This is a genomic window from Mangrovibacterium sp. (genome assembly GCF_041596335.1).
Classification (GTDB): Bacteria; Bacteroidota; Bacteroidia; order Bacteroidales; family Prolixibacteraceae; genus Mangrovibacterium.
Map to the genome: position 1 here is coordinate 16,966 of NZ_JBFHIT010000020.1, position 15,040 is coordinate 32,005.

At 45.8% G+C, this 15,040-nt stretch carries 8 protein-coding genes; 1 reads left to right on the forward strand and 7 read right to left on the reverse strand.

From position 1 onward, the window contains the following. Nucleotides 1-251: 251 nt before the first annotated feature. Entirely contained in the window at nucleotides 252-1,277 is a 1,026-nt protein-coding gene (locus ABZD21_RS08875; protein ID WP_372774496.1) for a PorP/SprF family type IX secretion system membrane protein, read from the forward strand. Here ABZD21_RS08875 and ABZD21_RS08880 read toward each other — a convergent pair. The 7 genes from ABZD21_RS08880 to ABZD21_RS08910 form a co-directional block, all read right to left on the reverse strand. Further along, nucleotides 1,274-4,954 carry a PKD domain-containing protein gene (locus ABZD21_RS08880; RefSeq protein ID WP_372774498.1) on the reverse strand — a complete coding sequence of 1,227 codons (3,681 nt, stop codon included), beginning with the start codon at nucleotides 4,952-4,954 and terminating at the stop codon, nucleotides 1,274-1,276. The two genes, ABZD21_RS08875 and ABZD21_RS08880, sit on opposite strands and share 4 nt — an antisense overlap. 102 nt (nucleotides 4,955-5,056) lie before the next feature. Next, nucleotides 5,057-8,674, reverse strand: coding sequence for a PKD domain-containing protein (locus tag ABZD21_RS08885; protein WP_372774499.1), 3,618 nt, complete (start codon nucleotides 8,672-8,674; stop codon nucleotides 5,057-5,059). Nucleotides 8,675-8,809: 135 nt separating this feature from the next. After that, entirely contained in the window at nucleotides 8,810-9,181 is a 372-nt protein-coding gene (locus tag ABZD21_RS08890; protein WP_372774500.1) for a hypothetical protein, read from the reverse strand. A 108-nt stretch (nucleotides 9,182-9,289) separates the two neighbouring features. Then, entirely contained in the window at nucleotides 9,290-10,243 is a 954-nt protein-coding gene (gene metF / locus ABZD21_RS08895) for a methylenetetrahydrofolate reductase [NAD(P)H] (protein WP_372774501.1), read from the reverse strand. Between the two features lie 28 nt (nucleotides 10,244-10,271). After that, nucleotides 10,272-10,430, reverse strand: a complete 159-nt coding sequence (locus tag ABZD21_RS08900) for a hypothetical protein (RefSeq protein ID WP_372774503.1) — start codon at nucleotides 10,428-10,430, stop codon at nucleotides 10,272-10,274. A 71-nt stretch (nucleotides 10,431-10,501) separates the two neighbouring features. Next, nucleotides 10,502-14,179 carry a methionine synthase gene (gene metH / locus ABZD21_RS08905; protein WP_372774505.1) on the reverse strand — a complete coding sequence of 1,226 codons (3,678 nt, stop codon included), beginning with the start codon at nucleotides 14,177-14,179 and terminating at the stop codon, nucleotides 10,502-10,504. Between the two features lie 54 nt (nucleotides 14,180-14,233). Beyond that, a complete protein-coding gene (locus tag ABZD21_RS08910) occupies nucleotides 14,234-14,905 on the reverse strand; it encodes a UPF0280 family protein (protein WP_372774507.1) in 672 nt (223 codons plus the stop codon). Between the last annotated feature and the right edge of the window lie 135 nt (nucleotides 14,906-15,040).

The window sequence follows — 15,040 nt, forward strand, 5'->3', positions numbered from 1 at the left end:
GCCTACAAGTCCGGCTGTTCAGTTTCAGCCTAAAACCACTGAGATAAATTTTCTTTTTGTCCGGGCAGGTATGGCAATTGATCGGCACCCCAACTTATCCTGAAAAGATTAAATTCCCGCTGCTCCACATGTTCCAGATGTGTTGAACCAACCGTATTCCAGGCAGCAAGTCTTATTTGTTTCGAACAAAATACCGATATATTCAAGCTGAATATCAACACAATTAATTGGATTTTATATACTTTTAGGCGATGCGCAAAAAAGGAACATTCGAACTACAATTACGAGCCGGCCTATTTATCATGTTGGCCTTTTTTGTTGTCGCAGGTAGTAGCGGCCAGGATGTTTCGTTTTCGCAATATTTTGCGAACCCTCTTTACCTGAATCCGGCCTTTGCCGGAACAATTGGCGCGCCTCGGGTCGCACTGCAATACCGCGACCAATGGCAACAAATGGAGGGTGCCTACTCCAGTTATTCGGCAGCGATCGATCTGCCGGTGGAGAAACTACAAGGTGGTCTGGGTTTCTATTTGTTGAATGACGCGCAGGCCAGTCAGGCGTTGAACTCCTTTCAACTGAACGCCGCTTATTCCGTTGGGGTAAAGTTGAATGACGACTTCTATTTTCACGGTGGGCTGCAAGTTGGCTATGCCGAAAATACCCTGAAAACAAATGAGCTGATTTTTGCCGACAATCTGGAATCGAACAACGGACTCCCCGGCACGTCAGCCGAAGTGTTTACCGACAACCGCTTTTCCTATCTCGATTATTCCTTCGGACTGCTACTGTACAGCAAACGGTTTTTTGGTGGTCTGGCTGTTCATCACCTCACCGAACCAGATCTGTCTTTTTCTGAAGAAAACCTGTCAGACAGTAAATTACCCCGCAAATACAGCTTGCATGCCGGTGCCCGGTTACCGGTATTCCGCCATGGTCATTTGCGGAAAAAATTCGACATATCGCCTCAGTTAATTTTGCAAAAACAAGGTGTATCGGAACAAATTAATTACGGCATGTTTGCTACTAAACGCGGACTTACCGGAGGTGCTTGGTTTAGGCAAAACTTTGGGGTACGATACGACGCGGTGATTTTACTGGTTGGGTACACAACTCCATGGATGCAAATGACTTACACCTACGACTGGACTGTTTCCGGATTGGCGGGGCAAAGTGGTGGCACCAGTGAAATATCACTGGCGTTTGTTCTGAACAAAAAACGGCAAACTTCTGATCTACCATTTTTTACTCCTTACGAAGAACGATTCGGCGGCCGCTAACGAATTAGTAGAATCTGACCTTTTTGTTTGTGTTGAACGCCCAGCTGATCGCGATAAGTAGCCAACCAAATGTAGTTCCCCATTGGCGCGTCCTCACCCATTTTATTGGTTCCGATCCAGGGATTATCGGCTGAATAGGATTCGAAAATCACCTGCCCCCAACGATCGAAAATTTGCAAGGTAAAAGTTGTCCCATTGAGGCCTAATCCTGTCGGCATGAATGTTCGGTTTTCCGGTATATCACTATCAGGCCGAAAGGCATTAGGCGCAAATAGCTGATCTAAAACAACCTGAATTGACATGGAGCTTGAATCGGCACAACCGGCATCAGAGTCAGCAATCAAACTCGCCTGATAAGTCCCCAGTCCCAAATATTCGTGTGTTGGTTCGAATACAGTCGATTGGTTTCCATCGCCAAAAATCCAGGTATAGGAGTCGGCATATTGAGAACTATTCCGAAAGGTCACCAATGACTGATCCAGCGACACAATCGGGTTGTCGACCGAAAAAGCAGCTATTGGCGCCGGCAACAACTGCAGGTAGCCAACTTTGGTCAGGGTACTCTTACATCCGTTGGCAGCCGAAAAGGCAGTCAGACTAACATCATAGAATCCGGGTTCTGAAGTATGAACAGTAATACGCTCTCCTGAGCCGGTTCCCAGGTCACTTTCCCAAGTGTACTGCAAGCCTGCCTGCACCAAACTAACGAACAACTGCGTTTCCAACGAATCGCACGAAATGGTATCCGAAGCTGTAAAATCGAGACTCAGATTTCGTTCATCAGCAAAGCTGTCCGGTTCCTCCATATAAGCTGTATCGCGACAACCTCCATCGTCAACAATTAACTGAATCGAAGGCTTTTCACCCGAATATTCATCAATCAACACGTCATAAACACCGTTGTCAATCGAGTTTGTGATTGTCGCGTGGTTCAATGTCCATTGCAAATCGGCTTCAGAAGAAGCTGTTCCGGTGAATTGCAGCGTCTCGGTGTAACTATGGCAAACCGGTTGAAAATTGAAGCTGAATGAAGCCGACGGTTTCTGAAGAAATTCAATCTCTAGGTTAGAACTACTCACGCAGCCATCTTTGGTTTCCAATTGATATGATACCTCATAAACTCCATAATCAGGAGCAGTAACGGTAGCTGAGGCGAGCTCTGTAGCGTCCAACTCTAAATTGGGAGACGACCAAAGGAAGCTTCCCGACACATTCCACAACGAATCCGGATAACCGGCAAAATCGACTTCGACAAGCGCAGTTAAATCTCCACATTGAGCGTCTACCGTGTGAATGGTGACAGGCGGATTGCCAAAGATGATTACGTCAGCGGTATCCACAGCGATGCAGCCAAATTCGTCTTCAACCGATAGCAGATAAAGAGCCGTAGAATCAACGTCGAGCGATTGATTTGTACTGAGAAGGTCTCCTTCAGCACTAAACCATTGAAAAGAAACACTGGCAGGATCAGGCGTATCTCCGACCAGAGTGATCGTAGACGCCGAGCAATCGTAAAACCGATCGGCGATAATATTCAAACTTGGGACAACAGAGAATTCCATTTCAAGGGTATCGCCACTTTCACAACCATCCTTCGTGGTTAATTTGTAATAAACCTCATAAATCCCGTAAGCTGGAACCTGAATGGTAGCAGATGCATCCGATTGGTCATCAAACAAAACCGCAGGGTTATTGGAAGACCACTGAAATCCTCCGGGGGCAGTGTTCCATAGCGAATCCGGATAACTACCCAAATCAACCGATAAAGTTGTTTTCAGGTCGCCGCAAACCAAGGTATCGGCATTAATTGTCACAGGCGGATTTCCGAAGACAATTACATCTGTTGTGTCCATCGCCTGACATCCATATTGATTTGTTACGGTAACTCTAAAAAGAGCCGTAGAATCGACCACGATGGTCTGATCGGATGTCAAAGAATCTCCCTCCATACTTTCCCATAGAAAAGACACCGCATCAGTCGACACGGCCTGCAGACTGATTTCAGCCGGAGCGCAGTCATAAAACCGATCGGCCTCGATTGTCACCTGCGGATTACTGTAAAGCACATACACCGAGTCTTGCAGCGAGGGACAATCGCTGACCGTAGTCGTCACTTTATAGAGCCCCTCTTCGGCTACCCGAATGGACTGCTTAGTTTCGCCGGTAGACCAGGCATAGGAGTCGAAATACGGACCGGGATCGAGTGTCAATGTATCGCCGGCACACAGCAAAAGCGTATCGCCTTCGAAATTGGAGCTCTCTCCCAAATCCAACACAATATTTAGATTGAAACCCACCGGATAGCCATATGATTCTTTGTCTCCCTGCCCATAAACGTATGCCAGAAACCCTTCATCAGCTTCGGTATTCAACAAAGTGTGAGAACCACTGCTATTTAAAAGCACCTGCGCGTAAGAATATTTAGTCCCGGCAAATGGAGTGGCACTAACTGTATTTCCATCCAATCGCAAATTCGCGACCTGATCTGTAAGACTGATGATATTGATGTGATAACTTGTTATACTGGCTGATTCATAGGCCACAAAGGTTACATTGTTCTTGGATTGAGCAGAAGAACTCAGAACGATCATGGATGGATCACCATATTCCAAAGCACCACCGGAGTAGGTTTGCGAAGCACTGTATTGAGCGACCAGAATTGGCTTATCGGCAATTATTGGCGTTGCCTGATCGGCCCCGAGAATAATCTCTTTGAACTCTCCCCTGTTAAGCACAAAAGGATCCCAAAACTCTCCTACATCTACGGTTGTTCCGTCCTGGCTGGCGATAATTCGGTAGAAATCCTGAACGCGCCCCATTAACGGAACAGCGTAATATTCTTTTCCCCAGGAATACAAAGGAGGCATTTGCTCGTATAGATGGTCATATCCGGAAAGATTGTCGGGGAAGAAAGGATCCTGACTGAGTCGAGGAACAGTTGTCGCAAAATTGCCCGAATAAACCGCAATATTTTTATCGGCTGCAATATAGCTTCCGGTCAAATCGCCCTGCCCTGTTAGGCCGTCACTATTGGCTGATTGCACCTGGTAGGTTTGCCCTTTGTTTAGCTGAATTGTAAATGGTATGTTGGCTGGTTTTAAACCTGCGGTAACTTTTGAAGGGGTTACGGTAACCTGCGTATCATCTTCCGTAGCTACAATTAAAAATTCACTGTTACGTCCGTTATAACCGGTTGTAACAACACCATCTACAAGAGCACTATAAGTCGCAAAATGAGGCTCATAACACAGGGTAAAATATTCTTTCCCTATTGATTCAGTTGGATAGATCACTGCAGCATCCGCAGACTTATAATCATGGTTCATCGCATAAACATTCACCGGATCATTAGCCTTTAGATAAATACCCTTTGTTTCAATCTCTTCCGAATTAGTTACCTCAACTAACTCCCATGAGATCGTAACAATTTGATCCGAGTTACTGCCAATCGAATAACTCCCATATAAAGTCGTTCCGCCATCAATGTAAATTGAAAATTTGGTGTCATACGAGGATGTGACAGAAATCGTCAAATCGTGCCCGTAAGGATTGTCGTTTCTCCCCTCCATGAAACCAAGCCAAAATTCCGTTCCTTCGGTTGAGCGCTCACAGAGATCCTGCCCCACTAGTTGTAGTGAGAGAAACAGGAGTCCGATCACGTAAATAAATCTATTCACCAAGAGGATAACTTTTCTTTAAAAGAAACAAAAAAACAACTAAAAAGATTTTACAAACCTCATTTAAACCATTGGATTAACGTTCTCCGGGGCCTTTCGAAATCAGCGGATCAATAAAATCTGCCCTTTTTGCTGATGGTAATACCCTTGCACATCAACATAGCTGCTAATCCAGATATAATTCCCCATCGGAGCAGCCTGTCCACTCGTTGAATTCCCATCCCACGGGTGGTCCGGCGAGTGTGACTCGAATAAGATCTGCCCCCACCGATCGTATATTTTAAGGTCGAAATTTGCCGGATCGACAGCCAATCCAGCCGGCATAAATGTCGTGTTTTCAGCAATATTGCTTTCAGGACGGAAAGCATTTGGTGTTGGCGGATCAAAAGGAATAATCTGAATGAGCACACTGCTCGTATCGGTACAACCAAAATTCGATTCGGCAATCAAAACAACATTGTAATCACCGAGTTCGGTATAGCTGTGTTCCGGGTTGGTTTCGACCGTAAATCCACCATCGCCAAAATCCCATTGGTACAAATCGGCCAACTCAGACTCATTGGTAAACGAAAGGTCAGGATGTCGGATCGTCGCAATTGGATAATCAACATCAAAAGCAGCGATTGGCTTCGGGTGCACATAAATCCAATTGCGCTTCAACAAGGTATCGGTACAACCGGTTTGGTTCGAAAAGGACGCCAGTTGAACATCATAACTTCCGGAATCAGCCAAGCTGAGGTAGAGCACCGATCCGGCCTGAGCCTCGGGTGTACCGGGAAACCATTCAAAACTCAATTCATCGTCCTGCGCTTGGGCTGTAATCTCCAGGCTAAAAGGCTGACAACCTTCTGTGTAATCCGTATCAAAATCAAAATGTGGCAACCGTTTCAATGTCATCTCCACCGGTTCGCTCAAACACCCAAATTCCTCCACCTGAAGGCCAATCAGTCCCTGTGGTTCATCCAGAAACACCTGAATTGAATCGTTTGAACCACCCGTTTGATGCATCCCATCGAACGACCAGAAGCAAAAAGTAGAGTCGATACTATTTCCACAGAAAACCTCAGCGGAATCGGGGTAACAAAATGATGGGTCGGCTACGATTGTGGCTATCGGTGTTGGAAACACCTGCACCATGCTATCCAGCGTAAACCCGTTCCGACATCCGGTAACCGGGTTTGTAATATTGAGGCTAACCGAATAAAAGCCCGGTGAATCGTAAAACTTTTCGGCCGTTTGGTCGCTCACAATTTCGCCATCGTGAAAAGTCCATTCAAAATCCACTAAATCTTCGGTCAGCAACTCGCTGCTAAAATAAGCTGTTAACTGATCACATCCCCGCAACGGATCGGCTTCCATCGTAAAATTGGGTTTAGCTCCCAATGCCAGGGTCGTAGTATCGCTTAAGCAACCGTTATCGTTAATGGACAAACTAATGTAGGGAGGCCTGCTCAAAAAAGCACCGACCGAAACGACAAAGGTATTCGAGTCGATCGTGTCTAAAAACTGACAGCCGTCCAGGTCCCAATAAAACGAAGCACTGTCGGTTGCCTGACCGGTAAACACCAGTTTTTTACTATAGCCTTCGCAAACCGAATTGTCCTCAAACTCAAAACTTGAGGTCGGCAACTGATGAAAATGAACGCTGACCGAATCAGTTTTCACGCAACCATCCAAAGTTTTCAGCTCATAATAAAGCTTATATGTGCCCCATTCGGCAACTTCAACCTGAACCGATTCGTCCGATTCGTCCGTAAAACTAACGTCCGCTGTTTTATCTGCCGACCAGTTGAAACTGCCCGGATAATTCCACAAATTTTCAGCTGCATTGCTGATGGAAACGGTTACTTCGGCCGTCAAGGCGCCGCAAATCAGACTGTCGGCTTTAAGTTCGACTTCGGGAACCGGAAACACAACCAGCTCCATACTGTCCTGTGTCGAGCACTGATATTCGTCGACTACCGTCACACGGTAAGTTCCGGTGCTGTTGACAGTATATTTTTGTTCGGTAGAAAGCGTATCCCCTTCTTCGTTTTGCCACAAATAGGCCGAATAGCCATCGTTCCCACTCAGCTCAATCGCGTATGGCGCACATTCTTCCACTACATCAACCCCTAAATCAGTTACCGGGTGACTCATATAAACATAAATTGAATCTGACAGCTCGCAACCATCGATTGTGCCAACCTTCACCTTGTATTTTCCTCCTTCAGAGACTGTTAGCTGCGCACTGGTTTCACCGGTATTCCACTCGTAAAAATCGAAATAAGGGCCAGCATCCAGCACTTTTCTCTCTCCGTAACACAGCAACAGGGTGTCGCCCGAAAAGTCGATACTTTCCCCAAGATCCAGCACCAGATCCAGGTTGAAACCAACTCCGTAACCGTATGATTCAACTCCACCGAAACCATAAACATAGGCTAAAAACCCTCGATCTTCGTTTGTGTTCCAGAGTCGGTAGGTTCCGGGATTAATCTCGAGCTGAGCCCACGAATATTGCGAATTTGTAAACGGAGTAAACTCAGTTCCAATACTATTCCCGTCAAGCTGCAGACCGGAAAGCTCGTTCGTCAGGGAAATTACATTGACAAAATATTTTTCAATCTCATCCGAATCATAGGCCACAAATGTGACATCGTTCTTTGATTGCGAAGATGAACTGAGAATGATCATAAAAGGATCGCCGTTATTGCCTGTATAGTCAGAATCGACCGATTGCGACTGGCTATACTGAGCCACCAGAATCGGCTTTTCGGCATAAATACGGCGGGGTTGATTGTGATAAAGTATGATTTCCTCAAACTCGCCCCGATCGAGTTGAATAGGCGAAAAACCATCGATATAAACCGTCGTTCCATCCTTAGCAGCCATAATCCGGTAGAGATCCTGCTCCCGCGATTTCAGCGGCACCGCATAATAATCGCGTCCCCACGAAGGCAATGGCGGAATTTGTTCGTACAAATGGTCCCAGGCTGAAACTCCGGATTCGGCCGGTACGGTAGTTGCCAGCGACCCGGAAAAGAAAGCAACCGGTTTATCGCTCAAGACAAAGCTACCGGTTAAATCGCCCTGCCCTGTAAGATTGTTTGTGTTCATGGATTGTACCTGGTAAACTTCACCCTTGTTCAGAATAATTTGAATGGTATCGCCGGCAGCAGCCAGCTGATCGGTGATCTTGGACGGCACAATTTTAACCTCGGTGAGATCTTCGGAGGCTACAACCAAGAATTCGCTGTTTCGTCCATTTCCGTAAGTCCCATTGGTTTTTTCATTAACACGGGGTTCGTAACACATGGCAAAATATTCAGTCCCCAGCGAACTAACCGGATAAATCACAGCCACATCAGCAGAGTTTCGGTCATAGTTGAGCGCATAAACATTAACCGGCTTTTCGGCAATTAAACGAATCGCCCGATCCTGAATTACCTCCGACCCGGTTGCTTCGACGTCTTCCCAGGGAATGGAAACGCGTAAACTGTTATTTGCTACGATCGAATAGGTTCCGAATGGTATTGAATTTTTACCGAAATAAATTGCGAAACTGCAGCTTTCGCGACAGGTAACTGTAAGTTCCAACTCGTGGTTTGAACTATACGTTCGGCTTTCCATAAAACCAAAATAGAATTCGGTTCCCTCAGTCGATTTACGACACAAGTCGGACTGACCACTAAGAATGAATGCTGAAAAGCAAAGGAGAGAAAGACAAATTAATTTTTTCACAGGTTGAAGGCTAAAGCCTTAAAACTAATCATTTTCAGACGAAAAGATTAATTCTGCCTTTGGTTTTTAAAAACATCTGTATCCCGAACCTATTCAGAAAGGCTGCACCTATCTCTAACTTGGGTTGCTACCACTCTATTTACTGCTGAAATAACGCCTAAAAAGCACCTTTTTTAGGTCGCGGAAGATGATTTGATGCGCAACGACTTCGACCTGGTTATACTGCGGAAAATCGGCCTGTGTGCGATCAATATCGCGCTGACTGATGTCAACCTGATAAAGGATGGACATCAGCAGGTCGGAATTCGTATGCATGAGCTCATCAATCTGGCTCACCAGCTGCACCAGTAATTTCTCGTAGGCATCGTCAATCGATCCCGAATATTGAATTTCGACCCCAAACAAGCCAAAATCTTTCATGATCTGAGCAATGGTTTCGAGGATAATATCTTCTCGGTTTAGGTACGAGCGAACATTATTTTGCTGAATATTGGGAAGATTTTCCATGATCGGCTTTCGAATTTTGCGAGCAAGGTAGGGAAATTATGAAGGCAAAAAAAAATCCGGCCTATTGCTTTTGACCGGATCTGAACGATCATTTTTGCTGAATTGAGCTTATAGGACGCTTTCAACAATCTTTCTGGTATTGTCGGACATGCCCATGGTGTACAAGTGCAAACTAGGCACATTGTGAGCAACCAACTCACGGGCCTGCTGAATAGCCCATTCGGTTCCAACGACTTTCGCATCGGCATTCGAACGACATTTGCGCAATTCTGTCACCAAATCCTGAGGTAAATCAATACTAAATATTTTCGGCAGAACAGTCATTTGCGTCAATGTGCTAATGGCTTTTATTCCGGGGATAATGGGCACATTAATTCCAACTTCGCGACAATGATCTACAAAGGCAAAATACTTCTGATTATCGAAAAACATTTGCGTAACAATGTACTCCGCTCCGGCATCCACTTTTTGTTTCAGATAAGCCAAATCGGTTTCAAAATTCGGAGCTTCAAAGTGTTTTTCGGGATAACCAGCCACACCAATACAAAAATCGAGCGGAGTCGTATTTTTCAAATCCGGATCGAGGTATTTTCCCTGACCCAAATCGACGATTTGTTTGACCAATTCGTCTGCATTCCCATGTCCATTCTGGTCGGGACGAAAAACGGTATCAGTCTTCAATCCGTCGCCCCGCAGAGCCAGCACATTTTCAATCCCCATAAAATTCAGGTCGATCAACACATGCTCAGTTTCACTTTTGGTGAATCCGCCACACAAAATGTGCGGAACCACCGGAATACCGTACTTGTGTTGAATGGCTGAAGCGATGGCGACAGTTCCGGGACGTTTGCGAACGACCTGCTTTTTGATGGAGCCATCCGGCATTTCCCGGTAAATCATTTCATCACGGTGAGTGGTGATATTGATGTACTTGGGATCTAAATCGATTAAACTATCGATGGTTCGGTAAATACTGCCGGCATCGTTTCCTTTTAGTGGAGGAAGCAACTCGAACGAGAAAACTGTTTTATCACTCTGGTTGATGATATCAATAACTTTCATAGCACTAAAGTCTGTCCTTTAAACGGGCTTATTTAAAAATACGTTCAATCTTTTTTTGTGTTTTATCGGCTTCACACTGAATTTGTTTTTCAACTGAATTATTGAAGTGAAAAAACATATCGAGCACAAACATAAACACCATTCCGAAAACAAAAGCCAGGAGTACCTTTTTTGTTGAACTGTTCATTATCATTTAATTTTAGCTGTTTCCAGCCATTGAGAGTTTCAGTTGAAGTGAAACTCTCAATAACGGTTATCTTAAATCCCTTTATAATTGAGATTCACCGGCAGGAACTGTTCCACTAAATCAACCGAAACTCCTTTGCGGCGGGCATAATCGCCAACCTGATCCTGACTTATTTTTTCGAGGCTGAAGTAGCGCGATTCGGGATGGGCAAAGTATTCGCCACACACAGCTGCCGTAGGATACATCGCATAGTGTTCTGTTAGCTTGATCCCGATTTTTTCGGCTCCCAGCAGGTTGAACAAGTTTTCCTTTTCGTGGTGCTCGGGGCAAGCCGGATAACCCAATGCAGGCCGAATTCCCTGATAACGAACTTTTAGGATGTCATCCCAGCTCAGATCTTCATCGGGAGCATAAGCCCAGTATTCGCGTCGAACTTTCGCGTGTAACAACTCGGCAAACGCTTCGGCCAAACGATCGGCCAAGGCTTCGAGCATGATGGCTTTATAGTCGTCGTGATCCGCTTTGTACTCGGCCATCCACTTTTCGATGCCAATACCGGCAGTAACCGCAAAAGCCCCGCAGTAGTCGGTTTTTCCGAGTTCCTTTGGCGCTACAAAGTCCGACAAACAAAAGTTCGGAATCCCGTCTTTCTTCTTCTCCTGCTGACGCAGATGGTAGAAGCGGCCCAACTCACTGCTACATGCTTCATCGTTGTACAATACAATATCGTCGCCATCGGCTTGGGCCGGCCAAATACTGTACACACCGTTCGCCTGCAACATCTTCTTTTCAATAATCTCGTCGAGCATGACATTGGCATCCTCATAAACTTTCCGGGCTTGTTCACCCTGAAGTTCATCATCCAGAATCTCGGGGAAACGCCCCTTCAATTCCCACACAAAGAAAAAGAAATTCCAATCGATGTAGTTGCGTAGTTCTTCGATCGGGAAATCGATCAACTCGAAAACACCCGTCTTTTTCGGCTTGTAAATATCATTTTTGCTCCAATCCGGGGTGAATTTATTGGCTCGAGCCTCGTCTAAAGTCAAGTATTCTTTAGTTTTCTTCTGACCATGAAATTCGCGAATCTGAGCATAGTCATCGCGGATTGATTGTTTGAAATCTTCGTTATTGGCCAACAGATTAGCAACCACATTCACGCTTCGGCTGGCATCTTTTACATGCACCACCGGGTGCGAATATTGCGGAGCTATTTTCACAGCGGTGTGAATTTTAGACGTTGTAGCACCACCAACCAACAGCGGTAAAGTGAATCCCTGACGCTCCATCTCTGCCGCCACATTCACCATTATTTCCAACGAAGGAGTAATCAGACCGCTAAGTCCAATCATATCAACATTTTCCTTGCGAGCCGCTTCCAGTATTTTCTCGGTTGGCACCATTACGCCGAGGTCGATTACCTCGTAATTGTTACAGGCCAGCACAACACCCACAATGTTTTTTCCAATATCGTGTACGTCGCCTTTTACAGTGGCCATCAGCACCTTCTTTTGGCTGCTTTGCTGGTTCTTGAACTTGGCTTTATCGGCTTCGATGTAGGGCAGCAAATAAGCCACCGCTTTTTTCATCACCCGGGCCGATTTTATTACCTGTGGCAGGAACATTTTTCCGGATCCGAACAAGTCACCAACCACATTCATCCCGTCCATCAGCGGCCCCTCAATAATACTGAGGGTTGGGCTGTAATTCGGAATCGCTTCAGCCAGATCCTCTTCAATATAATCGGGCAAACCTTTCACCAAAGCGTGTTCGAGCCGTTTTACCAACGGCAATTCGCGCCACTCGTCTTTTCGAACGGCTTTGCCTTCACCGGCTTTTAGGTTTTGGGCAAAGTCGAGCAGACGTTCCGTCGCGTCCGACCGCCGGTTCATCACCAAATCTTCAATATATTCGAGTAAATCTTTCGGAATTTCATCGTAAATCTGCAACATTCCCGGGTTTACAATCCCCATATCCAAACCCGCTTTAATGGCGTGGAACAGGAAAACCGAGTGAATTGCCTCGCGCACCAAATTGTTTCCGCGGAAAGAGAATGATACGTTGCTGACTCCACCACTGGTTTTAGCATGTGGGAGATTTGCTTTAATCCACCGTACCGATTCAATGAAATCGACGGCGTAGTTGTTATGTTCTTCCATTCCCGTCCCAATGGTCAGAATATTGGGGTCGAAAATGATATCTTCAGCCGGGAAATTAATCTTCTCAGTAAGCAATTTATAAGCACGAGTGCAAATCTCGATGCGACGTTCCAGATTATCAGCTTGTCCTTTTTCGTCGAAAGCCATAACGACAACTGCCGCACCGTAACGTTTAATTTTACTGGCTTGCTCCAGGAATTGCTCCTCTCCTTCTTTCATGCTGATGGAGTTCACAATGGCCTTTCCCTGTAAGCATTTCAGTCCGGCTTCAATAACTTCCCATTTGGATGAATCGACCATGACCGGCAACTTGGCAATGTCAGGCTCAGCCATCAACAAATTCAGGAAAGTCACCATTTCCTTTTTAGCATCCAGCATCGCGTCGTCCAGGTTCACATCAATAACCTGAGCGCCGTTTTCCACTTGTTCGCGGGCAACAGCCAGCGCTTCTTCATATTTTTCTTCGCGAATGAGGCGGGCAAATTTGATGGATCCCGACACATTACAACGTTCACCAATATTCACAAAATTGGTTTCAGGAGTAATGGTTACCGGTTCCAGACCGCTAAAACGCGTTAGTTCGTCATTTTTCTGTTTCACATGAGGTTGTGCCGCAGCAGCCACACCGGCAAATTTGCGAATATGGTCGGGAGTTGTACCGCAGCATCCACCAATGATGTTCACAAAGTGGTTATCGAGAAAATCCTTCACCTGCCCGGCCATTTCTTCAGGTGTTTCGTCGTACTCGCCAAATTGGTTAGGCAAGCCCGCGTTTGGATATGCACTGATGAAGAAAGGCGCCTTTTTCGACATTTCCTCCAGATACGGGCGCATATCCTTTGCCCCAAGTGAACAGTTCAATCCAATGCTCAGCAGGTCGATATGGCGCACCGAGTTCAGGAAAGCCTCTACTGTTTGGCCTGACAAAGTTCGCCCGCTGGCGTCGGTAATCGTTCCGGAAACCATCACCGGCAATCGCATTCCGCGTTCTTCCAGCACTTCTTCAATGGCAAACAGGGCTGCTTTGGCATTCAGTGTGTCGAAAATCGTTTCAACAAGCAACAAATCCACGCCGCCATCCAACAAACCGGTTGTCTGTTCCCGATAGCTTTCTTTCACCAAATCGAAAGAAGTGGCGCGATAGCCCGGATCGTTAACATCGGGCGAGAGCGACAACGTTTTATTCGTTGGTCCGAGCGCGCCGGCAACGTAGCGAGGCTTGTCCGGATTTTTGGCTGTAAACTCATCTGCTACCTCTCGCGCTATTTTAGCGGCCTTTAAATTAATTTCGTACACCCACTTTTCGGTGTGATAGTCGGCCTGTGAAATGCTCGTGGCATTAAACGTATTGGTTTCGATGATATCGGAACCGGCCTCTAAAAATGCCGCATGAATCGCTTTAATCACATCGGGACGAGTGATGGAAAGAATATCATTATTTCCGAACAGTTCGTTTTTCAACTCGGCCAGTGCTTCATTTCTGAAGTCAGCCTCAGTTAAATTGTGTTTTTGAATCATGGTTCCCATGGCTCCGTCCAACACCAACACCCGGTGTTTCAGCTCTTCTCGTATGTCTTTTTTTTGTGTCATTTGCTTGTCATTTGATCGTAAACCGGCAATTTCTAGTCACCAACTCACCTACGCCTATCCAATCATTTTAAGTTCAAATTCGCCTCGCAAGCCAATCTGGTCATCAAAAACCAAAACGGCAGCTTCTACTTCCGGAATCACTTCTGTGCGTTTCAGTACTTTATCTACATCGCCGGGCTTTTTAATCAGGTTTCCCAACCCAACAGCGAAAGCACCAGCCACAGCAGCGTTACGTGCTACAATAAGAATCGCGTCCGCTTTTCCGTGCATCATCGGGGTTCCTATTTTTCCGGCGGCTGTTCCAACCCCCAGAGGAGTTTGCTCAGGTTGAATTTCAATCCCAATAAGCCCCGAAACATCCGATTCGCCCGCAAAAATACTTACAATCAACGAATTTTGTAGTTTTATATACAAATCTCCTTCATTTTCTAAGATAAGTTCTCCGATTTCGAATTTTTCGGTCAACGCTTTTCCGACCAATTCGCAAAATATTCCGGCTTTTGCAGCCATTGGTCCGGCTGATGCCAACTCTCCGGCATGAGCCATCATTTTGGCAACTTCGGGCGCTGTTTCAATTGCCGCACAAGGTTTCAAACTCTTCTTAAAAAAGGGCTCTTCTGCCGTGTAAGCATCCAGCTCTTCCAGGTTTTTCTTTAAAACAGTTGAAGCAAAATCTACCATTTCGTTTTGAAACGATTTTGGGTCGACTCCAATCCAAAGGTCCATCTCATTGTATTTCACTACGAATGAATGAAACCGATCGGCCGGAAAACTGTTGCGATATGTTTTTGGTTCGAATAACATAGTTGTTTACGGTAATAAAGTTAGTTATTGTGACGCGTTGCCAAAACCCAATAATTC